The following is a 25238-nucleotide window of genomic DNA, read 5'->3' as shown; positions in this document are numbered from 1 at the left end:
TGAGCTAATAATTTATTATCTCTGAATAAAAAAAGGACGCTTCGGCGTCCTTTTTTACGTTCTGCTTTCAGCTCTCTGCTATTGTAATCATAACTATTCTCATTTACACTCTGCGCATAAATTGAACGGGAGTGATTATGTACGTCTGTCTGTGTAATGGGGTAAGTGATAAAACAATTCGCCAGGCCGTGCGCCAGTTCCGCCCCCAATCCTTTCAGCAGCTGCGTAAGTTTATCCCGGTAGGGAACCAGTGCGGCAAGTGCGTTCGCGCGGCCCGCGAGATTATGCAGAACGAGCTGATGCAAATTCCTGAATACCAGGAGATCGCATAAGCGAAAATCTTTTTTTGACATCCCGGTAGCGCCATCTACGCTTCACTTAGTGGAAGCGGAGGGACTAATAATGAAAGGTGATGTCAGAATCATAAGTTATCTCAATAAATTATTGGGAAATGAGCTTGTCGCAATCAATCAGTATTTTCTTCATGCCCGTATGTTCAAAAACTGGGGCCTTACCCGCCTCAACGACGTCGAATATCACGAATCCATAGATGAGATGAAGCACGCCGATAAGTACATCGAGCGTATTCTCTTTCTCGAAGGCATTCCAAACCTGCAGGACCTCGGCAAGCTGGGGATCGGTGAGGACGTAGAGGAGATGCTGCGCTCTGACCTGAACCTGGAACTTGAGGGTGCTAAAGATCTGCGTGAGGCTATCGCCTATGCCGACAGCGTTCACGACTACGTCAGCCGCGATATGATGATTGAGATCCTCGCGGATGAAGAGGGGCACATCGACTGGCTGGAGACCGAGCTAGACCTGATAGCAAAAATCGGTCTGCAGAACTACCTTCAGTCTCAGCTCAGAGAGCAGGCGAAGTAGCCGCACCATACAACGCATACTCCCGCATAATCGAACCCGCGGCCGGCTAACGGCGGCGGGTTTTTTTCTATCTGGTGCTTATTTTCTACACGACCCTTGCGTTAACGCCAGTTTTACGTATAATGCGCGGGCTTGTCTAATATAGACAGCGGTTCGATATGAACCACCGGTACTGCGTAAGCGATACCAGACAATGTTCCCAATTGGGGAACTCTGTAAGAACGGTTACACTCTCCCATCAATCGTAATGGGTTTGAGGAGTAACTATTTCGTCTATAAATAATTGGAGCTCTGGTCTCATGCAGAACCAAAGAATCCGTATCCGTCTTAAAGCGTTTGATCATCGTCTGATCGATCAATCAACCGCGGAAATCGTCGAGACTGCCAAGCGCACTGGTGCGCAGGTTCGTGGTCCGATCCCGCTGCCGACCCGCAAAGAGCGCTTTACCGTTCTGATCTCTCCGCACGTTAACAAAGACGCGCGCGATCAGTACGAAATTCGCACTCACAAGCGTCTGGTTGACATCGTTGAGCCAACCGAGAAAACCGTTGATGCTCTGATGCGTCTGGACCTGGCTGCCGGTGTAGACGTGCAGATCAGCCTGGGTTAATCAGGTCATCGAGCGATTGAGAGGTTGATACAATGATTGGTTTAGTCGGTAAAAAAGTGGGTATGACCCGCATCTTCACTGAAGATGGCGTTTCTATCCCAGTAACCGTAATCGAAGTTGAAGCAAACCGCGTTACTCAGATCAAAGATCTGGCTAACGACGGCTACCGTGCCGTTCAGGTCACTACCGGTGCTAAAAAAGCTAACCGTGTAACCAAGCCTGAAGCAGGTCACTTTGCTAAAGCTGGCGTTGAAGCTGGCCGTGGTCTGTGGGAATTCCGTCTTGCTGAAGGCGAAGAATACACCGTAGGTCAGGACATTAGCGTTGAGCTGTTTGCTGACGTTAAAAAAGTTGACGTAACCGGTACCTCTAAAGGTAAAGGTTTCGCCGGTACCGTTAAGCGCTGGAACTTCCGTACCCAGGACGCGACTCACGGTAACTCCTTGTCTCACCGCGTTCCGGGTTCTATCGGTCAGAACCAGACTCCGGGCAAAGTGTTCAAAGGCAAGAAGATGGCAGGTCAGCTGGGCAACGAGCGTGTAACTGTTCAGAGCCTGGACGTAGTACGTGTTGACGCTGAGCGCAACCTGCTGCTGGTTAAAGGTGGTGTTCCGGGTGCGACCGGTTGCGACCTGATCGTTAAACCAGCTGTGAAGGCGTAAGGGGATAGCAATGGAATTAGTATTGAAAGACGCGCAAAGCGCGCTGACTGTTTCCGAAACTACCTTCGGTCGTGATTTCAACGAAGCGCTGGTTCACCAGGTTGTTGTTGCTTATGCAGCTGGTGCTCGTCAGGGTACTCGTGCTCAGAAGACTCGTGCTGAAGTAACTGGTTCCGGCAAAAAGCCGTGGCGTCAGAAAGGTACCGGCCGTGCGCGTTCAGGTTCTGTTAAGAGCCCGATCTGGCGTTCAGGTGGCGTGACCTTCGCTGCGCGTCCGCAGGACCACAGTCAAAAAGTTAACAAAAAGATGTACCGCGGCGCGCTGAAAAGCATTCTGTCCGAGCTGGTACGTCAGGATCGTCTGATCGTTGTCGAGCAGTTCTCTCTGGAAGCGCCGAAAACCAAGCTTCTGGCTCAGAAACTGAAAGACATGGCTCTGGAAGATGTGCTGATCATCACCGGTGAGCTGGACGAGAACCTGTTCCTGGCCGCACGTAACCTGCACAAGGTTGACGTACGTGACGCAGCAGGTATCGACCCGGTTAGCCTGATCGCCTTCGACAAAGTCGTAATGACTGCTGAGGCTGTTAAGCAAGTTGAGGAGATGCTGGCATGATTCGTGAAGAACGTCTGCTGAAGGTGCTTCGTGCGCCGCACGTTTCTGAAAAAGCGTCTACTGCGATGGAAAAAACCAATACCATCGTGCTCAAAGTTGCTAAAGACGCGACTAAAGCAGAGATCAAAGCTGCTGTGCAGAAACTGTTTGAAGTCGAAGTCGAAGTCGTTAACACCCTGGTTGTTAAAGGGAAAGTTAAACGTCACGGACAGCGTATCGGTCGTCGTAGCGACTGGAAAAAAGCTTACGTCACCCTGAAAGAAGGCCAGAACCTGGACTTCGTTGGCGGCGCTGAGTAAGTCGGAGGAGTAATACAATGGCAGTTGTTAAGTGTAAACCGACATCTCCGGGTCGTCGCCACGTTGTTAAAGTGGTTAACCCTGAGCTGCATAAGGGCAAACCTTTTGCTCCGCTGGTTGAAAAAAACAGCAAATCCGGTGGTCGTAACAACAATGGTCGTATCACCACCCGTCACATCGGTGGTGGCCATAAGCAGGCTTATCGTATTGTTGACTTCAAACGCAACAAAGACGGTATCCCAGCGACTGTTGAACGTCTTGAGTACGATCCGAACCGCTCCGCGAACATCGCGCTGGTTCTGTACAAAGATGGCGAACGCCGTTACATCCTGGCCCCTAAAGGCCTGAAAGCTGGCGACCAGATTCAGTCTGGCGTTGATGCTGCAATCAAAGCGGGTAACACCCTGCCGATGCGCAACATCCCGGTTGGTTCTACCGTTCATAACGTAGAAATGAAACCAGGTAAAGGCGGTCAGCTGGCGCGTTCTGCTGGTACTTACGTTCAGATCGTTGCGCGCGACGGTGCTTATGTCACCCTGCGTCTGCGTTCTGGTGAAATGCGTAAAGTCGAAGCAGACTGCCGCGCTACTCTGGGCGAAGTTGGCAATGCTGAGCATATGCTGCGCGTTCTGGGTAAAGCAGGTGCTGCACGCTGGCGTGGTGTTCGTCCTACCGTTCGCGGTACTGCGATGAACCCAGTCGACCACCCACATGGTGGTGGTGAAGGTCGTAACTTTGGTAAGCACCCGGTAACTCCGTGGGGCGTTCAGACCAAAGGTAAGAAGACCCGCAGCAACAAGCGTACTGATAAATTTATCGTACGTCGCCGTAGCAAATAATTTTAGAGGATAAGCCATGCCACGTTCTCTCAAGAAAGGTCCTTTTATTGACCTGCACTTGCTGAAGAAGGTAGAGAAAGCGGTGGAAAGCGGAGACAAGAAGCCCCTGCGCACTTGGTCCCGTCGTTCAACGATCTTTCCTAACATGATCGGTTTGACCATCGCTGTCCATAATGGTCGTCAGCACGTTCCAGTCTTTGTTTCCGACGAAATGGTTGGTCACAAACTGGGTGAATTCGCACCGACTCGTACTTATCGCGGCCACGCTGCTGATAAAAAAGCGAAGAAGAAATAAGGTAGGAGGAAGAGATGGAAACTTTAGCTCAACATCGCCATGCTCGTTCTTCTGCTCAGAAGGTTCGCCTTGTTGCTGACCTGATTCGCGGTAAGAAAGTGTCGCAGGCCCTGGACATCCTGACCTATACCAACAAGAAAGCTGCGGTATTGGTTAAGAAGGTACTGGAATCTGCCATTGCTAACGCTGAACACAACGATGGCGCTGACATTGACGATCTGAAAGTTGCGAAAATTTTCGTAGACGAAGGCCCGAGCATGAAGCGCATTATGCCGCGTGCGAAAGGTCGTGCAGATCGCATCCTGAAGCGCACCAGCCACATCACTGTGGTTGTGTCCGATCGCTGAGACTCTGGAGACTAGCAATGGGTCAGAAAGTACATCCTAATGGTATTCGCCTGGGTATTGTAAAACCATGGAACTCAACCTGGTTTGCGAACACCAAAGAATTCGCTGACAACCTGGACAGCGATTTTAAAGTACGTCAGTACCTGACTAAGGAACTGGCTAAAGCGTCTGTATCTCGTATCGTTATCGAGCGTCCGGCTAAGAGCATCCGTGTGACCATTCACACCGCTCGCCCGGGTATCGTTATCGGTAAGAAAGGCGAAGACGTAGAAAAACTGCGCAAGGTCGTAGCGGATATCGCTGGCGTTCCTGCACAGATCAACATCGCCGAAGTGCGTAAGCCTGAACTGGACGCAAAACTGGTTGCTGACAGCATCACTTCACAGCTGGAGCGTCGTGTGATGTTCCGCCGTGCAATGAAGCGTGCTGTACAGAACGCAATGCGTCTGGGCGCTAAAGGTATCAAAGTTGAAGTTAGCGGCCGTCTGGGCGGCGCGGAAATCGCACGTACCGAATGGTACCGCGAAGGTCGCGTTCCGCTGCACACGCTGCGTGCGGACATCGACTACAACACCTCTGAAGCGCACACCACCTATGGTGTAATCGGCGTTAAGGTATGGATCTTCAAAGGTGAGATCCTGGGTGGTATGGCTGCTGTTGAACAACCGGAACCGGCTGCTCAACCTAAAAAGCAGCAGCGTAAAGGCCGTAAATAAGGAGCGTCGCTATGTTACAACCAAAGCGTACAAAATTCCGTAAAGTGCACAAAGGCCGCAACCGTGGTCTGGCGCAGGGTACGGATGTTAGCTTCGGCACTTTCGGTCTGAAAGCTGTTGGCCGTGGTCGTCTGACTGCCCGTCAGATCGAAGCAGCACGTCGTGCAATGACCCGTGCAGTTAAGCGTCAAGGTAAGATCTGGATCCGTGTATTCCCGGACAAACCGATCACTGAGAAGCCGCTGGAAGTTCGTATGGGTAAAGGTAAAGGTAACGTGGAGTATTGGGTTGCCTTGATTCAGCCAGGTAAAGTCCTGTATGAAATGGACGGTGTTCCTGAAGAGCTGGCCCGTGAAGCATTCAGCCTGGCAGCAGCGAAACTGCCGATTAAAACCACCTTTGTAACTAAGACGGTGATGTAATGAAAGCAAAAGAGCTGCGTGAGAAGAGTGTTGAAGAGCTGAACACCGAGCTGCTGAATCTGCTGCGTGAGCAGTTCAACCTGCGTATGCAGGCAGCAAGTGGCCAGCTGCAACAGTCTCACCTGTTGAAGCAAGTGCGTCGTGACGTCGCACGCGTTAAGACTTTACTGACTGAGAAGGCGGGTGCGTAATGACCGATAAAATCCGTACTCTGCAAGGTCGCGTCGTTAGCGATAAAATGGAGAAATCCATGGTTGTTGCTATCGAACGTTTTGTGAAACACCCGATCTACGGTAAATTCATCAAGCGTACGACCAAGCTGCACGTACATGACGAGAACAACGAATGTGGTATCGGCGACAAGGTTGAAATCCGTGAATGCCGTCCACTGTCCAAGACTAAGTCCTGGACGCTGGTTCGCGTTGTAGAGAAAGCGGTTCTGTAATACAGTACGCTCTCTCAAGATAGACGGTCCAGCAATGGACCGTTTATTTTTTCTACCCATACGCAGAAAGCGGTGTTATAATGCCGCGCCCTCGATATGGGGCTTTTTAATGACCCGAGATTTTGGGTCCCAAAGTAGTAGTTGACATTAGCGGAGCACTGAAATGATCCAAGAACAGACTATGCTGAACGTCGCCGACAACTCCGGTGCACGTCGCGTAATGTGTATCAAGGTTCTGGGTGGCTCGCACCGTCGCTACGCAGGCGTAGGCGACATCATCAAGATCACCATCAAGGAAGCAATTCCGCGTGGTAAGGTCAAAAAAGGTGATGTGCTGAAGGCGGTAGTGGTGCGCACCAAGAAGGGTGTTCGTCGCCCGGACGGTTCTGTCATTCGCTTCGATGGTAATGCATGCGTTATTTTAAACAATAACAGTGAGCAGCCTATCGGTACGCGTATTTTTGGGCCGGTAACTCGTGAACTTCGTAATGAAAAGTTCATGAAAATTATCTCTCTGGCACCAGAAGTACTCTAAGGAGCGAATCATGGCAGCTAAAATCCGTCGTGATGACGAAGTTATCGTGTTAACCGGTAAAGATAAAGGTAAGCGCGGTAAAGTAAAAAATGTTCTGTCTTCCGGCAAAATCGTCGTTGAAGGTATCAACCTGGTCAAGAAACACCAGAAGCCGGTTCCGGCTCTGAACCAGCCAGGTGGCATCGTAGAGAAAGAAGCAGCTATTCAGATCTCTAACGTTGCAATCTTCAATGCGGCAACCGGCAAGGCTGACCGTGTAGGCTTTAGATTCGAAGACGGCAAAAAAGTCCGTTTCTTCAAGTCTAACAGCGAAACTATCAAGTAATTTGGAGTAGTACGATGGCGAAACTGCATGATTACTACAAAGACGAAGTAGTTAACAAACTCATGACTGAGTTTAGCTACAATTCTGTCATGCAAGTCCCTCGGGTCGAGAAGATCACCCTGAACATGGGTGTTGGTGAAGCGATCGCTGACAAGAAGCTGCTGGATAACGCAGTAGCTGACCTGGCAGCAATCTCCGGTCAAAAACCGTTTATCACCAAAGCACGCAAATCTGTTGCAGGCTTCAAAATCCGTCAGGGCTATCCGATCGGCTGTAAAGTAACTCTGCGTGGCGAACGCATGTGGGAGTTCTTTGAGCGCCTGATCACTATTGCTGTACCGCGTATCCGTGACTTCCGTGGCCTGTCCGCTAAGTCATTCGATGGTCGTGGTAACTACAGCATGGGTGTCCGTGAGCAGATCATCTTCCCAGAAATCGATTACGACAAAGTCGATCGTGTACGTGGTTTGGATATTACCATCACCACTACCGCGAATTCTGATGAAGAAGGCCGTGCTCTGCTGGCTGCCTTTGACTTCCCGTTCCGCAAGTAAGGTAGGGTTACTTAATGGCTAAGCAATCAATGAAAGCACGCGAAGTAAAGCGCGTAGCTTTAGCTGATAAATTCTTCGCTAAACGCGCTGAACTGAAAGCTATCATCTCTGATGTGAACGCTTCCGACGAAGATCGTTGGAATGCAGTTCTGAAGCTGCAGACTCTGCCGCGTGATTCCAGCCCGTCTCGTCAGCGTAACCGCTGCCGTCAAACTGGTCGTCCGCACGCTTTCCTGCGGAAGTTCGGGTTGAGCCGTATTAAGGTCCGTGAAGCCGCTATGCGCGGTGAAATCCCGGGTCTTAAAAAGGCTAGCTGGTAATTGTCACCAATTGAATCACGGGAGTAAAGACAGATGAGCATGCAAGATCCGATCGCGGATATGCTGACCCGTATCCGTAACGGTCAGGCCGCGAACAAAGCTGCGGTCACCATGCCTTCCTCCAAGCTGAAAGTGGCAATTGCCAACGTGCTGAAGGAAGAAGGTTTTATTGAAGAATTTAAAGTTGAAGGCGACACCAAGCCTGAACTGGAAGTGACACTTAAGTACTTCCAGGGCAAAGCTGTTGTAGAAAGCATTCAGCGTGTCAGCCGCCCAGGTCTGCGCATCTATAAGAAAAAAGATGAGCTGCCGAAAGTTATGGCGGGTCTGGGTATCGCAGTTGTTTCTACCTCTAAAGGTGTTATGACTGATCGTGCAGCGCGCCAAGCTGGTCTTGGTGGCGAAATTATCTGCTACGTAGCCTAATCGGAGGAAAAAATGTCTCGTGTTGCTAAAGCACCGGTCGTTGTTCCTGCCGGCGTTGATGTAAAAATCAACGGTCAGGTTATTACGATCAAAGGTAAAAACGGCGAGCTGACTCGTACTCTCAACGATGCTGTTGAAGTGAATCATGCAGATAATGCACTGACCTTCGGTCCGCGTGATGGTTACGTAGATGGTTGGGCTCAGGCTGGTACCGCGCGTGCCCTGCTGAATTCAATGGTTATCGGTGTTACCGAAGGCTTCACTAAGAAGCTGCAGCTGGTTGGTGTAGGTTATCGTGCAGCAGTCAAAGGGAATGCAGTAAACCTGTCTCTGGGTTTCTCGCATCCTGTTGAGCATCAGCTGCCAGCGGGGATCACCGCAGAATGTCCGACTCAAACTGAAATCGTGCTGAAAGGCGCTGATAAGCAGATGATCGGTCAGGTTGCAGCAGATCTGCGCGCCTACCGTCGTCCTGAGCCTTATAAAGGCAAGGGTGTTCGTTACGCCGACGAAGTCGTGCGTACCAAAGAGGCTAAGAAGAAGTAAGGTAACACTATGGATAAGAAATCTGCTCGTATCCGTCGTGCGACCCGCGCACGCCGCAAGCTCCAGGAGCTGGGTGCAACTCGCCTGGTGGTACATCGTACCCCGCGTCATATTTACGCACAGGTAATTGCTCCGAATGGTTCTGAAGTTCTGGTAGCTGCTTCTACTGTAGAAAAAGCTATCGCTGAACAACTGAAGTTCACCGGAAACAAAGACGCCGCTGCAGCTGTGGGTAAAGCTGTTGCAGAACGCGCTCTGGAAAAAGGCATCAAAGATGTTTCTTTTGACCGTTCCGGGTTCCAATATCATGGTCGTGTCCAGGCACTGGCAGATGCTGCCCGTGAAGCTGGCCTTCAGTTCTAAGGTAGAGGTGTAAGATGTCTCACATCGAAAAACAAGCTGGCGAACTGCAGGAAAAGCTGATCGCGGTTAACCGCGTATCTAAAACCGTAAAAGGTGGTCGTATTTTCTCCTTCACAGCTCTGACTGTAGTAGGTGATGGTAACGGTCGCGTTGGTTTTGGTTACGGTAAAGCGCGTGAAGTTCCAGCAGCGATCCAGAAAGCGATGGAAAAAGCCCGTCGCAACATGATTAACGTCGCGCTGAACCACGGCACCCTGCAGCACCCGGTTAAAGGTGTGCACACGGGTTCTCGTGTATTCATGCAGCCGGCTTCAGAAGGTACCGGTATCATCGCCGGTGGTGCAATGCGCGCCGTTCTGGAAGTCGCTGGGGTTCATAACGTTCTGGCTAAAGCCTATGGTTCCACCAACCCGATCAACGTGGTTCGTGCAACTATCGACGGCCTGGAAAATATGAATTCTCCAGAAATGGTCGCTGCCAAGCGTGGTAAATCCGTTGAAGAAATTCTGGGGAAATAAGCCATGGCAAAGACTATTAAAATTACTCAAACCCGCAGTGCAATCGGTCGTCTGCCGAAACACAAGGCAACGCTGCTTGGCCTGGGTCTGCGTCGTATTGGCCACACCGTAGAACGCGAGGATACTCCCGCTGTTCGTGGTATGGTTAACGCGATTTCCTTCATGGTTAAAGTTGAGGAGTAAGAGATGCGTTTAAATACTCTGTCTCCGGCCGAAGGCTCTAAAAAGGCGGGTAAACGCCTGGGTCGTGGTATCGGTTCTGGCCTCGGTAAAACCGGTGGTCGTGGTCACAAAGGTCAGAACTCTCGTTCTGGCGGTGGCGTACGTCGCGGTTTCGAGGGTGGTCAGATGCCTCTGTACCGTCGTCTGCCGAAATTCGGTTTCACTTCGCGTAAAGCAATGATCACGGCAGAAGTTCGTCTGTCCGATCTGGCTAAAGTAGAAGGCGACGTAGTTGACCTGAACACGCTGAAAGCGGCAAACATTATCGGTATCCAGATCGAGTTCGCGAAAGTGATCCTGTCTGGTGAAGTTTCTACTCCGGTAACTGTTCGTGGCCTGCGTGTTACTAAAGGCGCTCGTGCTGCTATCGAAGCTGCTGGCGGTAAAATCGAGGAATAAGTAGCAGATGGCTAAACAACCGGGATTAGATTTTCAAAGTGCCAAAGGTGGCTTAGGCGAGCTGAAACGCAGACTGCTGTTTGTAATCGGTGCGCTGATTGTGTTCCGTATTGGCTCTTTTATTCCGATCCCTGGTATTGATGCCGCTGTACTTGCCAAACTGCTTGAGCAACAGCGAGGCACCATCATTGAGATGTTTAACATGTTCTCTGGTGGTGCTCTCAGCCGAGCTTCAATCTTTGCGTTGGGCATTATGCCGTATATTTCGGCCTCTATTATTGTCCAGCTGCTGACGGTGGTTTACCCACCGCTGGCAGAGCTGAAGAAAGAAGGGGAGTCTGGTCGTCGTAAGATCAGCCAGTACACCCGTTACGGCACTCTGGTGCTGGCAATATTCCAGTCGATCGGTATTGCTACCGGTCTACCGAATATGCCTGGTATGCAGGGCCTGGTAATGAATCCAGGCTTTGCATTCTATTTCACCGCTGTTGTAAGTCTGGTCACAGGAACTATGTTCCTGATGTGGCTCGGCGAACAGATTACTGAACGTGGTATCGGTAACGGTATCTCGATCATTATCTTCGCTGGTATCGTTGCGGGACTCCCGCCAGCCATTGCCCATACGATCGAGCAAGCGCGTCAAGGCGACCTGCACTTCCTCCTGTTGCTGTTGGTTGCAGTATTAGTATTTGCAGTGACGTTCTTTGTTGTGTTTGTTGAACGTGGTCAACGCCGCATTGTGGTAAACTACGCGAAACGCCAGCAGGGTCGTCGTGTCTATGCTGCACAGAGCACACATTTACCGCTGAAAGTGAATATGGCGGGGGTAATCCCGGCAATCTTCGCTTCCAGTATTATTCTGTTCCCAGCGACCATCGCGTCATGGTTCGGAAATGGTACTGGTTGGAACTGGCTGACAACAATTTCGCTGTATTTGCAGCCTGGGCAACCGCTTTATGTGTTACTCTATGCGACTGCAATCATCTTCTTCTGTTTCTTCTACACGGCGTTGGTTTTCAACCCGCGTGAAACAGCAGATAACCTGAAGAAGTCCGGTGCATTTGTACCAGGAATTCGTCCGGGAGAACAGACGGCGAAGTACATCGATAAAGTAATGACCCGCCTGACTCTGGTCGGTGCGCTCTACATTACCTTTATCTGCCTGATCCCGGAGTTCATGCGTGATGCAATGAAAGTACCGTTCTACTTCGGTGGAACCTCACTGCTCATCGTTGTTGTCGTGATTATGGACTTTATGGCTCAAGTGCAAACTCTGATGATGTCGAGTCAGTATGAGTCTGCATTGAAGAAGGCGAACCTGAAAGGCTATAGCCGCTAAAGGTCGCTCGAGAAGTTACGGAGAGTAAAAATGAAAGTTCGTGCTTCCGTCAAGAAATTATGCCGTAACTGCAAAATCGTTAAGCGTGATGGCGTCATCCGTGTGATTTGCAGTGCCGAGCCGAAGCATAAACAGCGCCAAGGCTGATTATTTCGCATATTTTTCTTGCAAAGTTGGGTTGAGCTGGCTAGATTAGCCAGCCAATCTTTTGTATGTCTGTACGTTTCCATTTGAGTATCCTGAAAACGGGCTTTTCAGCATGGGGCGTACATATTAAATAGTAGGAGTGCATAGTGGCCCGTATAGCAGGCATTAACATTCCTGATCAGAAACACGCCGTAATCGCATTAACGTCGATCTACGGTGTCGGCAAGACCCGTTCTAAAGCCATTCTGGCTTCTGCGGGTATCGCTGAAGATGTTAAGATCAGTGAGCTGTCTGAAGAACAAATCGACACGCTGCGTGACGAAGTTGCCAAATTTGTCGTTGAAGGTGATCTGCGCCGTGAAGTTAGCATGAGCATCAAGCGCCTTATGGATCTTGGTTGCTACCGCGGTTTGCGTCATCGTCGTGGTCTGCCAGTGCGCGGTCAGCGTACTAAGACCAACGCACGTACCCGTAAGGGTCCGCGCAAACCGATCAAGAAATAATCGGGGTGATTGAATAAAATGGCAAAGGCACCAGTTCGTGCACGTAAGCGTGTAAGAAAACAAGTCTCTGACGGCGTGGCTCATGTCCATGCTTCTTTTAACAACACCATCGTAACTATTACCGATCGTCAGGGTAATGCGCTGGGTTGGGCAACAGCCGGTGGTTCCGGTTTCCGTGGTTCTCGCAAATCTACTCCGTTCGCAGCTCAGGTTGCAGCAGAGCGTTGCGCTGACGCCGTAAAAGAATACGGTATCAAGAATCTGGAAGTTATGGTTAAAGGTCCGGGTCCAGGCCGCGAATCTACTATTCGTGCTCTGAACGCCGCTGGTTTCCGCATCACTAATATTACTGATGTGACTCCGATCCCTCATAACGGTTGTCGTCCGCCGAAAAAACGCCGCGTATAACGCTGTCGTTTCCAGGTTTGTTGGAGAAAGAAAATGGCAAGATATTTGGGTCCTAAGCTCAAGCTGAGCCGTCGTGAGGGCACCGACTTATTCCTTAAGTCTGGCGTTCGCGCGATCGATACCAAGTGTAAAATTGAACAAGCTCCTGGCCAGCACGGTGCGCGTAAACCGCGTCTGTCTGACTATGGTGTACAGTTGCGTGAAAAGCAGAAAGTTCGCCGTATGTACGGTGTTCTGGAGCGTCAGTTCCGTAACTACTATAAAGAAGCAGCTCGTCTGAAAGGCAACACGGGTGAAAACCTGCTGGCTCTGCTCGAAGGTCGTCTGGACAACGTAGTATACCGTATGGGCTTTGGCGCAACTCGCGCGGAAGCACGTCAGCTCGTTAGCCATAAAGCAATCATGGTAAACGGCCGCGTTGTTAACATCGCTTCTTATCAGGTAACTCCGAATGACGTAGTTAGCATCCGTGAGAAAGCCAAAAAGCAATCTCGCGTGAAGGCCGCTCTGGAGTTGGCTGAGCAGCGTGAAAAGCCAACCTGGCTGGAAGTTGATGCTGGCAAGATGGAAGGTACGTACAAGCGCAAGCCTGAGCGTTCTGATCTGTCTGCGGACATTAACGAACACCTGATCGTCGAGCTTTACTCCAAGTAAAGCTTAGTACCAAAGAGAGGACACAATGCAGGGTTCTGTGACAGAGTTTCTAAAACCGCGCCTGGTAGATATCGAGCAAGTGAGTTCGACGCACGCCAAGGTGACCCTTGAGCCTTTAGAGCGTGGCTTTGGCCATACTCTGGGTAACGCACTGCGCCGTATTCTGCTCTCATCGATGCCGGGTTGTGCGGTGACCGAGGTTGAGATTGATGGTGTACTACATGAGTACAGCACCAAAGAAGGCGTTCAGGAAGATATCCTGGAGATCCTGCTCAACCTGAAAGGGCTGGCGGTGAGAGTTCAAGGTAAAGATGATGTTATTCTTACCCTGAATAAATCTGGCATTGGCCCTGTGACTGCAGCCGACATCACCCACGACGGTGATGTCGAAATCGTCAAGCCGCAGCACGTGATCTGCCACCTGACCGATGAGAACGCATCTATTAGCATGCGTATCAAAGTTCAGCGCGGTCGTGGTTATGTGCCGGCTTCTGCCCGAATTCATTCGGAAGAAGATGAGCGCCCAATTGGCCGTCTGCTGGTTGACGCATGCTATAGCCCTGTAGAGCGTATTGCCTACAATGTTGAAGCAGCGCGTGTAGAGCAGCGTACCGACCTGGACAAGCTGGTCATCGAAATGGAAACCAACGGCACAATCGATCCTGAAGAGGCGATTCGTCGTGCGGCAACCATCCTGGCAGAACAACTGGAAGCTTTCGTTGACTTACGTGATGTACGTCAGCCGGAAGTGAAAGAAGAGAAACCAGAATTCGATCCGATCCTGCTGCGCCCTGTTGACGATCTGGAATTGACTGTCCGCTCTGCTAACTGCCTTAAAGCAGAAGCTATCCACTATATCGGTGATCTGGTACAGCGTACCGAGGTTGAGCTACTTAAAACGCCTAACCTGGGTAAAAAATCTCTTACCGAGATTAAAGACGTGCTGGCCTCACGTGGTCTGTCTCTGGGCATGCGCCTGGAAAACTGGCCGCCGGCAAGCATTGCTGACGAGTAACCGGATCACAGGTTAAGGTTTTACTGAGAAGGATAAGGTCATGCGCCATCGTAAGAGTGGTCGTCAACTGAACCGCAACAGCAGCCATCGCCAGGCTATGTTCCGCAATATGGCAGGTTCACTGGTTCGTCATGAGATCATCAAGACGACCCTGCCTAAAGCGAAAGAGCTGCGCCGCGTAGTTGAGCCGCTGATTACTCTTGCCAAGACTGATAGCGTAGCTAATCGTCGTCTGGCATTCGCCCGTACTCGTGATAACGAGATCGTGGCAAAACTGTTTAACGAACTGGGCCCGCGTTTCGCGAGCCGTGCCGGTGGTTACACTCGCATTCTGAAGTGTGGCTTCCGTGCAGGCGACAACGCTCCGATGGCTTACATCGAGCTGGTTGATCGTTCTGAATCGCAAGCAGAAGCTGCTGCAGAGTAATCTGTAGCAACATAAAAAGACCCGCTTCGGCGGGTTTTTTTATTTCTCTCATCTCTCCCTCCTCGTCCTGCTAAAATAGCCCTGAACCTACGTTCATCCCCCGGAGTCGACTATGTGGTTACTCGATCAGTGGGCAGAACGCCATATCCGTGATGCCCAGCAACAAGGTGAGTTTGATAATCTTCCCGGTAGCGGTGAGCCGCTGCGTCTTGACGATGACGCGCATGTCCCCCCTGAGCTGCGGGCGGGTTACCGGCTCCTGAAGAATGCCGGTTGTTTACCCCCGGAGCTGGCCCAGCGTAAAGAGGCCATGGCGCTAGCCGATCTGTTAAAAACGGTACAGCGGGATCATCCTGACTACCACGAGCTCAGCCGTAGATTAGCCCTGCTTGAACTCCAGCTGCGCCAGGCTGGCTTAAGCACTGACTTTTTGCGCGGTGAGTATGCCGACAAGCTGATGAAAAAAATGGGCGAGGAGTAGCGATGTATCGAATTGGAGAGCTGGCAAAGCTCGCGGAAGTGACGCCTGATACCGTTCGCTATTATGAAAAGCAGCAGATGATGGATCATGAGGTGCGAACCCAGGGCGGTTTCCGTCTGTATACCGACGGCGATCTTCAGCGGCTGAAGTTTATTCGTCATGCGCGGCAGCTAGGGTTTACCCTGGAATCGATCCGCGAGCTGCTGTCGATCCGTATCGATCCCGAGCACCATACCTGTCAGGAGTCAAAAAGCATTGTTCAGTCTCGTCTAAGCGAGGTTGAAGCCCGCATTGAAGAGTTGCAGGTGATGCGCCGCTCCCTTCAGCGACTTAATGACGCCTGCTGCGGCACGGCTCATAGCAGCGTTTACTGTTCGATTTTGGAAGCGCTGGAGCAGGGCGGAATAAAGTGTGCAGGCGAGAAAGGGTGTTAATACTGTTAAAGGCCAGCGGCAAAAGCGTTATTCACCTTTGCCGCTGACTTTCTGTTAAGGACGGCCGTTCTGCTCTTTAAGCAGATCGCGGATCTCGGTCAGCAGCAACTCCTCTTTAGAGGGTGCCGGTGGCGCTTTGGGTTCTTCTTTTTTCTTCTGATGAAGCCGGTTAATCAGCTTAATCGCCATAAAGATCGCAAACGCCACGATCAGAAAATCGAAAATGTTCTGAATGAACACGCCGTAGTGCATAACAACAGCCGGAAGGTCACCCTGAGCTGGACGCAGCGTCCACGCGAACTGTTTAAAATCGACGCCGCCGATCAGCAGGCCGAGGGGAGGCATAATGATATCGGCAACCAGTGACGAGACAATTTTACCGAACGCCGCACCAATGATGACCCCGACGGCCAGATCGATAACGTTGCCGCGCATGGCGAAAGCGCGAAACTCTTTTAACAAACTCATTTGATTCTCCTTATGCCAAAGACCCACTAAGTCTAACAAAGGTCTCTTTAATTTCCATTTCCTGGACTATTACAGGAAGAACGGGCTGGGTTGGAACAACCGTTCTACATCGGTAATAAACTTTTTATCCGTCAGGAACATAATGACGTGATCGCCCTGCTCAATACGTAAATTATCGTTAGCAATCATGACGTCGTTCCCGCGCACAACCGCCCCGATGATCGTTCCCGGCGGCAGCTTGATCTCATCAATCACTCGACCTACCACGCGGGAGGTGCTCTCATCACCGTGCGCCACGGCCTCGATCGCCTCGGCAACGCCCCGGCGTAGAGAGGATACGCCCACGATATCTGCCTTGCGCACGTGGCTCAGTAGTGCAGAGATCGTCGCCTCCTGCGGTGAGATGGCGATATCAATGACGCTGCCCTGCACGAGGTCAACATAGGCGCGGCGCTGGATCAGCACCATCACTTTTTTCGCCCCCATACGCTTGGCCAGCATGGCGGACATAATGTTGGCTTCATCGTCGTTGGTGACGGCAATGAAAAGATCCACCTGATCAATATGCTCTTCCGCCAGCAGCTCCTGATCCGACGCATCACCGTAGAAGACGATCGTATTTTGCAGCTTCTCGGCGAGATCCGCCGCCCGGCGCTGATCGCGTTCGATCAACTTAACGCTGTAGTCTTTCTCCAGCCGGCTTGCCAGCCCTGCGCCAATGTTGCCGCCGCCCACCAGCATAATGCGCTTGTAGGGTTTTTCCAGACGCTGGAGCTCGCTCATGACTGCACGAATATGCTGTGATGCGGCGATGAAAAATACCTCATCGCCAGCTTCAACAATGGTCGATCCCTGCGGGCGGATCGGCCTGTCGTGACGGAAGATGGCCGCAACCCGGGTGTCGATATGCGGCATATGCTCGCGCATAATCGAAAGGGCGTTACCTACCAGCGGACCGCCGTAGTAGGCTTTCACTACCGCAAGGCTCACTTTACCTTCGGCAAAGTTAACGACCTGCAATGCACCAGGGTACTCAATCAGGCGATAGATGCTATCGATGACCAACTGCTCGGGCGCGATCAGATGATCGATAGGTACGGCATCAGTATTAAATAGCTTATCTGCATCGCGTACGTAGTCAGGCGCGCGAATACGCGCGATGCGGTTCGGCGTATTAAACAGCGAGTAGGCGACCTGGCAGGCAACCATGTTGGTTTCATCGGAGCTAGTGACGGCAACGAGCATATCCGCATCGTCAGCTCCCGCCTCGCGCAAAACGCGAGGGTGCGAACCGTGACCCTGAACAACTCGCAGGTCAAATTTATCCTGCAACATGTGCAGGCGATCGCCATTGATATCAACAACGGTAATGTCATTGTTTTCACCGACCAGGTTTTCGGCCAGCGTGCCGCCAACCTGTCCTGCACCCAGAATGATTATCTTCATCAGCTGCGACCCGTCATCTCAATCACTGTTTGATTAGCTTAGCGTAATAGAAGCCGTCACCTTCTTCCGCGCCGGGAAGATTTTGCTGACCCGGCTGCGCTGGCGTACCCGTACCGCTCAGCTGCGCATCCGGTGTACGCTTGAGGAACTCGGCAATCTGCAGGCTGTTCTCCTCCGGGAGAACGGAGCAGGTGGCATACACCAGGGTACCGCCCGGTTTCAGGTGCGGCCAGATGGCATCCAGAATAGCGGACTGCAGCTGGACCAGCTCCGGGATATCACGATCGCGGCGCAGCCACTTGATATCCGGATGGCGGCGGATCACCCCGGTCGCCGAGCAGGGGGCATCAAGGAGAATACTATCGAACTGCTGGTCACCGCACCACTGGGCAGGGAAACGACCGTCGCCCTGCTTAACCTGCGCCTTCATCCCCAAGCGCTTCAGGTTATCGTAGACGCGGGAGAGGCGCTGCTCGTCAACGTCAACCGCCAGCACGTTGGCTTCAGGAGCCACTTCCAGGATATGGGTTGTTTTACCCCCCGGTGCGGCACAGAGATCGAGGATCTGCTCGCCGTTCTGCGGCTGCAGAAAATTCATGCAGCCCTGGGCTGAGGCGTCCTGTACCGTCACCCAGCCCTGATCGAAGCCAGGCAGGGCCTGCACCGGGGCAGGGGAGGCGAGACGCACGGCATCGGGATAGACGCTATGAGGAAAACCCTGCTGACCGGAGGCCTCCAGCAGCGCCAGCCAGGCATCGCGAGAGTGGTGGTTGCGGTTCACGCGTAGCCACATCGGCGGACGCAGGTTGTTAGCCTCAACGATACTCTCCCACTGCTGCGGGTAGGCTTTTTGCAGACGCTTAAGCAGCCAGCCAGGGTGTAAAAAACGGCTTTCGCTAGTGGCAAATTCCGCCAGCAGCGGCTCCTGTTGACGCTGGAACTGGCGCAGCACGCCGTTGATCAGGCCTTTGAGCTGCGGACGCTTAATCGCTACCGCCCCCTCTACCGTTTCTGCTAATGCAGCGTGCGGCGGAACACGGGTATAGAGCAGCTGATAAAACCCAACCATGATCAGATAGTGAAGGGTGCGCTGCTTGCCGGTCATCGGACGGGACATCAGCTTATTGATGAGCCATTCCATTTGGGAGAGCGTGCGCAGCACGCCGAAGCACAGCTCCTGGAGCAGTGCTTTATCTTTATCCGATACTTTCTGTTGCAGGGCAGGGAGGACGTTACTTAGCGACTGCCCCTGCTCAACAACCTGTTCGATGGCCTGCGCTGCCATGCTGCGTAAATTGATTGTTTTTTTCATAACCGCAAAAATAAAAATGCCCGGCAACACCGGGCGTTAAAGGTAGGGGCCGTCAGGCCAGACGGTGGCCGGGAATAAACCATTCGCGACGGGAGTTCAGGAGATCCTGCGCGCTCATCGCTTTTTTACCTGCCGGCTGCAGCGACTCCAGATTCAGAATGCCGTCGGCGGTCGCAACCTGAATACCCTGTTTATTAGCATCAACAATCGTGCCAGGCTCGGCGTGGGTCTGCTGGTTAATCACCGATGCCTTCCAGACTTTCACCGGCTGCTCGTCGATCTCCAGCCAGCTCATCGGCCATGGATTAAAGGCCCGGATGCAACGCTCAAGCTGCGCCGCAGAGAGCGACCAGTCGATGCGCGCTTCCTCTTTGCTGAGCTTTTCAGCGTAGGTAACGAGCGCCTCATCCTGTACCTGTGGCTGGGCACTGCCCTGCTTCAACTGGGCCAGGGTTTCGATTAATCCCTGCGGGCCAAGCCCGGCAAGCTTATCGTAGAGCGAGGCGCTGGTATCGTCGGCGGTAATCGGACAGGCAAGCTTGTAAAGCATATCGCCGGTGTCCAGCCCCACGTCCATCTGCATAATGGTAACGCCCGTTTCGGCATCGCCTGCCCACAGCGAACGCTGGATGGGAGCCGCCCCGCGCCAGCGCGGCAGCAGCGAACCATGAACGTTAATGCAGCCGAGGCGCGGCATATCAAGTACCGCCTTCGGCAGAATTAAGCCATAGGCAACGACGACCATGACGTCAGCGTTGAGATCGGCAACCAGCTGCTGATTTTCCTGCGGGCGCAGAGAGACGGGCTGAAAGACAGGTAAGCCTTTCGCTTCAGCCAGCACCTTTACCGGACCCGGCATCAGTTTTTTACCACGTCCGGCGGGCCTGTCTGGCTGGGTAAAGACGCCAACCACCTGGTGTCCAGATGACAGCAGCGCGTCGAGATGACGCGCGGCAAAGTCAGGCGTACCGGCAAAAATAATACGTAATGAATCCGACACGTTGATCCTTTTGGCTTCGGTTATGCACGCCCGTTCAGGCGGTCCAGTTTTTCCACTTTCTGGCGAATGCGCTGACGCTTCATCGGCGACAGGTAGTCGATAAACAGTTTGCCGACCAGGTGATCCATTTCATGCTGAATGCAGATAGCCAGCAGGCCATCGGCTTCCAGCTCAAAAGATTTACCTTCGCGATCGAGGGCGCGAATTTTTACTTTTTCCGCCCGTGGAACCAGCGCGCGCTGCTCGGGGATTGACAGACAACCCTCTTCAATACCGGTCTCACCGCTCTTTTCCAGCAGTTCTGGGTTAATGAGCACCAGCTGCTCGTCGCGGTTTTCAGAGACGTCGATAACAATAATACGCTGGTGGATATCAACCTGCGTGGCGGCAAGGCCAATACCCTCTTCGGCGTACATCGTTTCAAACATATCATCAACGATGCGCTGAATTTCTGCATTTACTTCTTTTACCGGCGCAGCGACTTTGCGAAGCCGCTCGTCCGGAATATGTAACACGTGCAAAACTGACATAAATACCCAGGAGTTGTGTTCAGGAGTTGAAAAGATCGTTACCTCTATTCTAGACAAATCCCCCTCCGATTGACAGCATCAGTGACCAATCGTAAAGATTGCAACCGCCCCGTGTGGCAAGGGACAAGGATGACTTTGACAGAGATTTGGCTGCGTCTGATCCACCTTGGCGAGCTCTACGGCGAACGGATGCTGGAGGTCGCACAATTTTTAGCATCTCACCCCCATCCCGACGCAAAAGTGCTTTCGCTCGCGGGGCTGACGGCAAAACAGAGCGTGCGGTTTTTCGCTGTCTCTACCCGTGATATCGATAGCACGCTTGCGTGGCTGGCGCTGCCTGGGCATCACCTGCTGCTGGCAAGCGATGCGGGTTACCCGCCAGCGCTGCGCGCCGTTGCCGATTTTCCCGGGGCGCTATTTGTGAAGGGGGATGTCAACCTGCTCACCACCCCGCAGCTGGCCGTGGTGGGTAGCCGAGCAAACTCATGGTATGGCGAGCGCTGGGGACGCCATTTTTGCGAACACCTCGCGGCATACGGCTTAACGATTACCAGCGGACTGGCGTTAGGCATTGACGGGATTGCCCATCGCAGCGCGCTGCGCGGCAGCGGCAAGAGCCTTGCGGTGCTGGGTAACGGTCTGCAACAGGTCTATCCCCGGCGACATGCTGCCCTGGCGGCGCAGCTTATTGATGCCGGTGGCGCGCTGGTGTCAGAGTTTCCGCTGGCAGCGCTGCCCAGACCGGGTAACTTTCCCCGGCGTAACCGCATTATCAGCGGTCTTAGCCAGGGCGTGCTGGTGGTGGAGGCTGCTCTGCGTAGCGGCTCCCTGGTGACCGCCCGCTGCGCAATGGATCAGGGGCGGGACGTCTTTGCGCTGCCCGGCGCGTTGGGTAGCCCCGGTAGCGAAGGCCCTCACTGGCTGATTCAGCAGGGTGCGACGCTGGTCACCACCCCGGAGGAGATCCTCGAAAATCTACACCCTGGTTTACGCTGGCTACAAAATGCACGCGAAAAACCAATTTATTCGTCAGAACACCAAGCGGCGGCATTGCCATTTCCTGAGCTCCTGGCTAACGTAGGAGATGAGGTAACACCTGTTGACGTCGTCGCTGAACGTGCCGGCCAACCTGTGCCAGTGATTGTGGCCCAGCTACTCGAACTGGAGTTAGCAGGATGGATCGCAGCTGTACCCGGCGGCTATGTCCGATTAAGGAGGGCAAGCCATGTTCGACGTACTAATGTATTTGTTTGAGACTTATATCCACAATGAAGCAGAACTGCGTGTGGATCAGGACAAACTTGAACGGGACCTCACTGACGCCGGTTTTGACCGTGAGGATATCTACAACGCGCTACTGTGGCTGGAGAAGCTTGCTGACTATCAGGAAGGCCTCGCCGAACCGATGCAGCTTGCCTCAGACCCTCTCTCCCTGCGTATTTATACTGCAGAAGAGTGTGAACGGCTGGATGCCAGCTGCCGGGGTTTCCTGTTATTCCTCGAGCAGATTCAGGTGCTAAACCTCGAAACACGAGAAATGGTGATTGAGCGCGTGCTGGCGCTGGATACGGCAGAGTTCGAGCTGGAGGATCTCAAGTGGGTCATCCTGATGGTGCTCTTCAATATCCCAGGGTGTGAAAATGCCTATCAGCAGATGGAAGAATTACTCTTTGAAGTGAATGAAGGTATGCTGCACTAATTATCGTCGCAGCATCAAGAGTTGTTATGGCCAAATCAGCACTGTTTTCGGTGTCTAATCAAGAGCCCTGCCCGCAGTGCGGGGCTCCGCTTGTTATTCGGACCGGGAAACGCGGGCCGTTTCTCGGTTGTTCCCACTATCCTGAATGTGATTATGTCCGCTCCCTGAAAAGCCAGGCCGACGGACATATCGTCAAGGTTCTGGAGGGGCAGCTGTGCCCGCTTTGCCAGTCGGTGCTGGTGCTTCGCCAGGGACGCTTCGGTATGTTTATTGGCTGTAGCCAATACCCGGAATGCGCACATACGGAAACAATCGATAAACCCGACGACACTGCCATTACCTGTCCCCAGTGTAAGCAGGGCACCCTCGTCCAGCGACGTTCACGCTATGGCAAAACCTTCCACTCCTGCGATCGCTATCCGGAGTGCCAGTTCGTGATCAATTTTAAACCGGTAGCAGGCGAGTGCCCGACGTGTCACTACCCGCTACTTATAGAGAAGAAAACCGCGCAGGGCGTTAAATGCTTCTGTGCCAGTAAACAATGTGGAAAGCCGGTCACGGCGGAAAAGAACAGTGAATAAGAACCTGCCTTCAGGCGCTATCGCGGATGCGGTAGCGGTACTGAATAGAGAAGACGTCATCGCCTATCCAACCGAAGCCGTTTTTGGCGTCGGCTGCGACCCCGACAGTGAAACGGCGGTTAACCGCCTGCTTGTATTAAAACAGCGCCCGGTAGAGAAGGGATTGATCCTCATCGCTGCCAGCTTTGAGCAGCTGAAACCTTATATAGATGAGCAGGCGTTGAATGATGCCCAGCGAGAAGCCGTATTTGCCTGCTGGCCTGGGCCGGTGACCTTTGTGTTCCCGGCAAAAACGACAACGCCGCGCTGGCTGACCGGGCGCTTTGACTCCCTGGCCGTACGGGTTACCGATCATCCGCTGGTGGTGGAGCTGTGTAAGACCTACGGCAAACCGCTGGTCTCTACCAGCGCTAATCTCACCGGGCTGCCGCCGTGCCGGACAACCGAGGAGGTGCGCGCGCAGTTTGGCGACGCGTTCCCGGTTCTAGAAGGTGAAACAGGCGGGCGTGAAAATCCGTCTGAAATTCGTGACGCATTGACCGGCGAACGTTTTCGCCAGGGGTGATCTATGGAGACCTATGCCGTTTTTGGTAATCCTATTGCACACAGCAAATCGCCGTTTATTCATCAGCAGTTCGCTCAGCAGCTACAGATTACTCACCCTTACGGGCGCGTTCTGGCTCCCGTTGATGATTTTATTGCGACGCTAAATGCCTTTTTCGCTGCGGGTGGCAAGGGGGCTAACGTTACCGTCCCCTTTAAAGAAGAAGCCTTTGCCCGGGCGGATGAGCTGACGGAGCGCGCGGCGCTGGCCGGTGCGGTTAATACGCTCAAGCGTCTTGATGATGGCCGTCTGCTGGGGGATAACACCGACGGCATTGGCCTGCTCAGCGATCTGCAGCGGCTAGGTTTTATTAAGCCCGGCTTTCGCATCCTGCTGATTGGCGCAGGCGGCGCATCACGCGGCGTGCTGCTGCCGCTGCTCTCTCTCGACTGTGCGGTCACCATAACTAACCGGACGTTCGCACGTGCCGAAGAGCTGGCAACCCTATTCGCCCATACCGGTAGCGTTAGCGCCGTAGCGATGAAGGATCTGGCCGGGCACGAATTTGATCTTATTATCAACGCTACGTCTAGCGGCATCACTGGGGAAACGCCGCAGATCCCTGACTCCCTGATAGATAGCCATAGCCACTGCTATGACATGTTCTACCAGAAGGGAGAGACGCCGTTTCTCCGCTGGTGTGAACAGCATGGTGCAAAACAGCGTGCGGATGGGTTGGGTATGCTGGTGGCACAGGCTGCTCATGCGGTACTGCTTTGGCATGGCGTGCTCCCGGAAACCGCACCGGTGATTGAGCGCCTCAAGCAGGAGCTAGCCGAGTGAACCAGGCGATTCACTTTCCCGATCGGGAAGCGTGGCATGACGAACTGCAGGCCGTCTGCTTCCCGGCGCTGGTTAATGGCATGCAGCTTAGCTGTGCGATTAAAGCCGAAATGCTGGCAAACCGGTTCGGCGGCGAGACGCCAGCCGAGTGGCTGGCGCTTTTTCAGGAGTATCGCTGGGATCTGGAAGAGGAGGCCGAGCAGCTGATCCAACAGCAGCTGGAGGACGATCAGGGCTGGGTGTGGCTCTCATGAGCCTGATCCAGATAGTCGTCTTTCCATTTCACATAGTTATTGGCGGAGTACTTCAGCCCCTCGATCTCCGCCTCCGTCAGGGGGCGGATCTGTTTAACCGGACTGCCTAAATAGAGAAAGCCGCTCGCCAGCCGCTTATTTTGCGGTACCAGGCTACCGGCCCCAATCATGACGTCATCCTCTACCACCACGCCATCCAGTAAAATAGATCCCATACCGACCAGCACTCTGTTACCCACCGTGCAGCCGTGCAGCATCACTTTATGCCCTACCGTCACGTCTTCACCAATAATGAGCGGATTACCGTCCGGGTTATAGGACGATTTATGGGTTACATGCAGCACGCTGCCATCCTGAATATTGCTACGGGCACCAATCTGCACGTAATTCACATCGCCTCGGATCGCAACCAGCGGCCAGATGCCGACGTCATCGGCCACTCTTACATCGCCGATCACGACGCTGGTGGCATCAACCATCACGCGTTGACCTATTTTAGGGTAGAGATCTTTATAAGAACGTAGAGCAGCAGACATAGGTACCTCGTCAAAACAGAAGTTATAGAGATGACTTTGGTAGCTTTAGAGGCCCGGCGCAAGCCCTTTATCCGCCAAAATTTAAGCAGATCGCACAGGATCCCAGCAGAAAGTGTGAAAAATCGACGGTCGGTAAAAAAGATCCAAAAAAGGCTTGTGCAAAAAAATGGGATCCCTATAATGCGCCTCCATCGAAACGGCAAACGTGAATCACTTCACGGAAACAGCCGGTCCGGTTGAAGAGAAAAAATCCTGAAATTGAGGGTTGACTCTGA

General features: G+C 52.8%; 44 protein-coding genes. 38 read left to right on the top strand and 6 right to left on the bottom strand.

Annotation, left to right across the window (positions count from 1 at the left end; genetic code table 11):
- Positions 1-137: 137 nt before the first annotated feature.
- The 32 genes from bfd to zntR all read left to right on the top strand — a co-directional run bounded on the left by bfd (position 138) and on the right by zntR (position 15750).
- The gene (gene bfd, locus FN633_RS00385) at positions 138-332 is read left to right on the top strand and encodes a bacterioferritin-associated ferredoxin (RefSeq protein ID WP_021265642.1); all 195 of its coding nucleotides are present in this window, start codon (positions 138-140) and stop codon (positions 330-332) included.
- Between the two features lie 70 nt (positions 333-402).
- The gene (bfr, locus tag FN633_RS00380; protein ID WP_021265641.1) at positions 403-882 is read left to right on the top strand and encodes a bacterioferritin; all 480 of its coding nucleotides are present in this window, start codon (positions 403-405) and stop codon (positions 880-882) included.
- A gap of 299 nt (positions 883-1181) precedes the next feature.
- On the top strand, positions 1182-1493 hold the full coding sequence (gene rpsJ / locus FN633_RS00375; RefSeq protein WP_001181005.1) for a 30S ribosomal protein S10: 312 nt from the start codon (positions 1182-1184) through the stop codon (positions 1491-1493).
- Between the two features lie 32 nt (positions 1494-1525).
- Complete coding sequence (rplC, locus tag FN633_RS00370; RefSeq protein ID WP_042396049.1) at positions 1526-2155, top strand: 50S ribosomal protein L3; 630 nt, start codon at positions 1526-1528, stop codon at positions 2153-2155.
- A gap of 10 nt (positions 2156-2165) precedes the next feature.
- Positions 2166-2771 carry a 50S ribosomal protein L4 gene (gene rplD / locus FN633_RS00365; protein ID WP_042396046.1) on the top strand — a complete coding sequence of 202 codons (606 nt, stop codon included), beginning with the start codon at positions 2166-2168 and terminating at the stop codon, positions 2769-2771.
- Positions 2768-3070, top strand: a complete 303-nt coding sequence (rplW, locus tag FN633_RS00360; protein ID WP_000617546.1) for a 50S ribosomal protein L23 — start codon at positions 2768-2770, stop codon at positions 3068-3070. Before rplD ends, rplW begins: the two co-directional genes overlap by 4 nt.
- A 17-nt stretch (positions 3071-3087) precedes the next feature.
- Positions 3088-3909, top strand: coding sequence for a 50S ribosomal protein L2 (rplB, locus tag FN633_RS00355; protein ID WP_021265682.1), 822 nt, complete (start codon positions 3088-3090; stop codon positions 3907-3909).
- Positions 3910-3925: 16 nt separating this feature from the next.
- Positions 3926-4204 (top strand): 30S ribosomal protein S19, encoded by a 279-nt coding sequence (rpsS, locus tag FN633_RS00350; protein WP_001138115.1) that lies wholly within the window; start codon positions 3926-3928, stop codon positions 4202-4204.
- Between the two features lie 14 nt (positions 4205-4218).
- A complete protein-coding gene (gene rplV / locus FN633_RS00345) occupies positions 4219-4551 on the top strand; it encodes a 50S ribosomal protein L22 (RefSeq protein WP_002919773.1) in 333 nt (110 codons plus the stop codon).
- Between the two features lie 17 nt (positions 4552-4568).
- The gene (rpsC, locus tag FN633_RS00340) at positions 4569-5267 is read left to right on the top strand and encodes a 30S ribosomal protein S3 (protein ID WP_006817277.1); all 699 of its coding nucleotides are present in this window, start codon (positions 4569-4571) and stop codon (positions 5265-5267) included.
- An 11-nt stretch (positions 5268-5278) separates the two neighbouring features.
- A complete protein-coding gene (gene rplP / locus FN633_RS00335) occupies positions 5279-5689 on the top strand; it encodes a 50S ribosomal protein L16 (RefSeq protein WP_004926449.1) in 411 nt (136 codons plus the stop codon).
- Positions 5689-5880 carry a 50S ribosomal protein L29 gene (gene rpmC, locus FN633_RS00330; protein ID WP_000644742.1) on the top strand — a complete coding sequence of 64 codons (192 nt, stop codon included), beginning with the start codon at positions 5689-5691 and terminating at the stop codon, positions 5878-5880. The genes rplP and rpmC overlap by 1 nt, the downstream gene beginning before the upstream one ends.
- Positions 5880-6134 (top strand): 30S ribosomal protein S17, encoded by a 255-nt coding sequence (gene rpsQ, locus FN633_RS00325; protein WP_006178921.1) that lies wholly within the window; start codon positions 5880-5882, stop codon positions 6132-6134. The genes rpmC and rpsQ overlap by 1 nt, the downstream gene beginning before the upstream one ends.
- Positions 6135-6297: 163 nt before the next feature.
- On the top strand, positions 6298-6669 hold the full coding sequence (rplN, locus tag FN633_RS00320; RefSeq protein ID WP_000613954.1) for a 50S ribosomal protein L14: 372 nt from the start codon (positions 6298-6300) through the stop codon (positions 6667-6669).
- A 10-nt stretch (positions 6670-6679) separates the two neighbouring features.
- On the top strand, positions 6680-6994 hold the full coding sequence (rplX, locus tag FN633_RS00315; RefSeq protein WP_042396035.1) for a 50S ribosomal protein L24: 315 nt from the start codon (positions 6680-6682) through the stop codon (positions 6992-6994).
- Positions 6995-7008: 14 nt separating this feature from the next.
- A complete protein-coding gene (gene rplE, locus FN633_RS00310; protein WP_154056355.1) occupies positions 7009-7548 on the top strand; it encodes a 50S ribosomal protein L5 in 540 nt (179 codons plus the stop codon).
- A gap of 14 nt (positions 7549-7562) precedes the next feature.
- Positions 7563-7868, top strand: a complete 306-nt coding sequence (gene rpsN, locus FN633_RS00305) for a 30S ribosomal protein S14 (RefSeq protein ID WP_042396030.1) — start codon at positions 7563-7565, stop codon at positions 7866-7868.
- 33 nt (positions 7869-7901) lie between these two features.
- Positions 7902-8294 carry a 30S ribosomal protein S8 gene (rpsH, locus tag FN633_RS00300; protein ID WP_042396027.1) on the top strand — a complete coding sequence of 131 codons (393 nt, stop codon included), beginning with the start codon at positions 7902-7904 and terminating at the stop codon, positions 8292-8294.
- A 12-nt stretch (positions 8295-8306) separates the two neighbouring features.
- Positions 8307-8840: a 50S ribosomal protein L6 gene (gene rplF / locus FN633_RS00295; protein WP_042396022.1), complete on the top strand. Its 534-nt coding sequence runs from the start codon at positions 8307-8309 to the stop codon at positions 8838-8840.
- Positions 8841-8849: 9 nt separating this feature from the next.
- The gene (gene rplR / locus FN633_RS00290; protein ID WP_042396018.1) at positions 8850-9203 is read left to right on the top strand and encodes a 50S ribosomal protein L18; all 354 of its coding nucleotides are present in this window, start codon (positions 8850-8852) and stop codon (positions 9201-9203) included.
- A 14-nt stretch (positions 9204-9217) separates the two neighbouring features.
- Positions 9218-9721, top strand: a complete 504-nt coding sequence (rpsE, locus tag FN633_RS00285) for a 30S ribosomal protein S5 (protein ID WP_042396015.1) — start codon at positions 9218-9220, stop codon at positions 9719-9721.
- A 3-nt stretch (positions 9722-9724) separates the two neighbouring features.
- Positions 9725-9904: a 50S ribosomal protein L30 gene (gene rpmD / locus FN633_RS00280; RefSeq protein ID WP_103821895.1), complete on the top strand. Its 180-nt coding sequence runs from the start codon at positions 9725-9727 to the stop codon at positions 9902-9904.
- A 3-nt stretch (positions 9905-9907) separates the two neighbouring features.
- Entirely contained in the window at positions 9908-10342 is a 435-nt protein-coding gene (gene rplO / locus FN633_RS00275) for a 50S ribosomal protein L15 (protein WP_039076819.1), read from the top strand.
- A 7-nt stretch (positions 10343-10349) separates the two neighbouring features.
- The gene (gene secY, locus FN633_RS00270; protein WP_042396006.1) at positions 10350-11681 is read left to right on the top strand and encodes a preprotein translocase subunit SecY; all 1332 of its coding nucleotides are present in this window, start codon (positions 10350-10352) and stop codon (positions 11679-11681) included.
- Positions 11682-11711: 30 nt separating this feature from the next.
- A complete protein-coding gene (rpmJ, locus tag FN633_RS00265; protein ID WP_000868187.1) occupies positions 11712-11828 on the top strand; it encodes a 50S ribosomal protein L36 in 117 nt (38 codons plus the stop codon).
- Positions 11829-11974: 146 nt separating this feature from the next.
- A complete protein-coding gene (rpsM, locus tag FN633_RS00260) occupies positions 11975-12331 on the top strand; it encodes a 30S ribosomal protein S13 (RefSeq protein ID WP_042396003.1) in 357 nt (118 codons plus the stop codon).
- An 18-nt stretch (positions 12332-12349) separates the two neighbouring features.
- Complete coding sequence (rpsK, locus tag FN633_RS00255; protein WP_034899652.1) at positions 12350-12739, top strand: 30S ribosomal protein S11; 390 nt, start codon at positions 12350-12352, stop codon at positions 12737-12739.
- A 33-nt stretch (positions 12740-12772) separates the two neighbouring features.
- Positions 12773-13393, top strand: a complete 621-nt coding sequence (rpsD, locus tag FN633_RS00250; protein WP_021265666.1) for a 30S ribosomal protein S4 — start codon at positions 12773-12775, stop codon at positions 13391-13393.
- Positions 13394-13418: 25 nt separating this feature from the next.
- On the top strand, positions 13419-14408 hold the full coding sequence (locus tag FN633_RS00245; protein WP_034461761.1) for a DNA-directed RNA polymerase subunit alpha: 990 nt from the start codon (positions 13419-13421) through the stop codon (positions 14406-14408).
- Positions 14409-14448: 40 nt separating this feature from the next.
- On the top strand, positions 14449-14835 hold the full coding sequence (rplQ, locus tag FN633_RS00240; protein WP_042395993.1) for a 50S ribosomal protein L17: 387 nt from the start codon (positions 14449-14451) through the stop codon (positions 14833-14835).
- Between the two features lie 112 nt (positions 14836-14947).
- Positions 14948-15316 carry a DnaJ family domain-containing protein gene (locus FN633_RS00235; protein ID WP_154056354.1) on the top strand — a complete coding sequence of 123 codons (369 nt, stop codon included), beginning with the start codon at positions 14948-14950 and terminating at the stop codon, positions 15314-15316.
- A gap of 2 nt (positions 15317-15318) precedes the next feature.
- Entirely contained in the window at positions 15319-15750 is a 432-nt protein-coding gene (gene zntR / locus FN633_RS00230) for a Zn(2+)-responsive transcriptional regulator (protein ID WP_154056353.1), read from the top strand.
- Between the two features lie 54 nt (positions 15751-15804).
- On the opposite strand, the gene mscL is transcribed toward zntR, so the two are convergent.
- The 5 genes from mscL to def form a co-directional block, all read right to left on the bottom strand.
- Positions 15805-16218 (bottom strand): large-conductance mechanosensitive channel protein MscL, encoded by a 414-nt coding sequence (gene mscL / locus FN633_RS00225; protein WP_103821898.1) that lies wholly within the window; start codon positions 16216-16218, stop codon positions 15805-15807.
- Positions 16219-16287: 69 nt separating this feature from the next.
- Positions 16288-17664 carry a Trk system potassium transporter TrkA gene (gene trkA / locus FN633_RS00220; protein ID WP_154056352.1) on the bottom strand — a complete coding sequence of 459 codons (1377 nt, stop codon included), beginning with the start codon at positions 17662-17664 and terminating at the stop codon, positions 16288-16290.
- Positions 17665-17686: 22 nt separating this feature from the next.
- Entirely contained in the window at positions 17687-18976 is a 1290-nt protein-coding gene (gene rsmB, locus FN633_RS00215; protein WP_154056351.1) for a 16S rRNA (cytosine(967)-C(5))-methyltransferase RsmB, read from the bottom strand.
- A gap of 52 nt (positions 18977-19028) precedes the next feature.
- The gene (gene fmt / locus FN633_RS00210) at positions 19029-19976 is read right to left on the bottom strand and encodes a methionyl-tRNA formyltransferase (RefSeq protein WP_154056350.1); all 948 of its coding nucleotides are present in this window, start codon (positions 19974-19976) and stop codon (positions 19029-19031) included.
- A 20-nt stretch (positions 19977-19996) separates the two neighbouring features.
- Positions 19997-20506: a peptide deformylase gene (gene def, locus FN633_RS00205; RefSeq protein WP_042395985.1), complete on the bottom strand. Its 510-nt coding sequence runs from the start codon at positions 20504-20506 to the stop codon at positions 19997-19999.
- 129 nt (positions 20507-20635) lie between these two features.
- Here def and dprA point away from each other — a divergent pair, with 129 nt between their 5' ends.
- From dprA to FN633_RS00175, 6 genes are read left to right on the top strand one after another with little or no spacing between them, the layout of a single operon-like run.
- On the top strand, positions 20636-21760 hold the full coding sequence (gene dprA / locus FN633_RS00200; protein WP_154056349.1) for a DNA-protecting protein DprA: 1125 nt from the start codon (positions 20636-20638) through the stop codon (positions 21758-21760).
- On the top strand, positions 21732-22205 hold the full coding sequence (gene smg / locus FN633_RS00195; protein WP_042395982.1) for a DUF494 family protein Smg: 474 nt from the start codon (positions 21732-21734) through the stop codon (positions 22203-22205). The genes dprA and smg overlap by 29 nt, the downstream gene beginning before the upstream one ends.
- Before the next feature lie 26 nt (positions 22206-22231).
- Positions 22232-22786, top strand: a complete 555-nt coding sequence (locus tag FN633_RS00190; RefSeq protein WP_042395980.1) for a DNA topoisomerase family protein — start codon at positions 22232-22234, stop codon at positions 22784-22786.
- Entirely contained in the window at positions 22779-23351 is a 573-nt protein-coding gene (gene tsaC, locus FN633_RS00185; protein ID WP_154056348.1) for an L-threonylcarbamoyladenylate synthase type 1 TsaC, read from the top strand. The genes FN633_RS00190 and tsaC overlap by 8 nt, the downstream gene beginning before the upstream one ends.
- 3 nt (positions 23352-23354) lie before the next feature.
- The gene (gene aroE / locus FN633_RS00180) at positions 23355-24173 is read left to right on the top strand and encodes a shikimate dehydrogenase (RefSeq protein ID WP_154056347.1); all 819 of its coding nucleotides are present in this window, start codon (positions 23355-23357) and stop codon (positions 24171-24173) included.
- Positions 24170-24427: a DUF1488 family protein gene (locus FN633_RS00175; RefSeq protein ID WP_154056346.1), complete on the top strand. Its 258-nt coding sequence runs from the start codon at positions 24170-24172 to the stop codon at positions 24425-24427. Before aroE ends, FN633_RS00175 begins: the two co-directional genes overlap by 4 nt.
- Here the strand turns inward: FN633_RS00175 and FN633_RS00170 are convergent.
- Entirely contained in the window at positions 24403-24963 is a 561-nt protein-coding gene (locus FN633_RS00170; RefSeq protein WP_154056345.1) for a gamma carbonic anhydrase family protein, read from the bottom strand. The two genes, FN633_RS00175 and FN633_RS00170, sit on opposite strands and share 25 nt — an antisense overlap.
- Positions 24964-25238 lie beyond the last annotated feature (275 nt).

The sequence above is a fragment of the Pseudescherichia vulneris genome, from assembly GCF_902164725.1.
Classification (GTDB): Bacteria; Pseudomonadota; Gammaproteobacteria; order Enterobacterales; family Enterobacteriaceae; genus Pseudescherichia; species Pseudescherichia vulneris.
The sequence above is the reverse complement of the archived record's forward strand: the minus strand, read 5'-3'. Positions and strand labels throughout refer to the sequence as shown.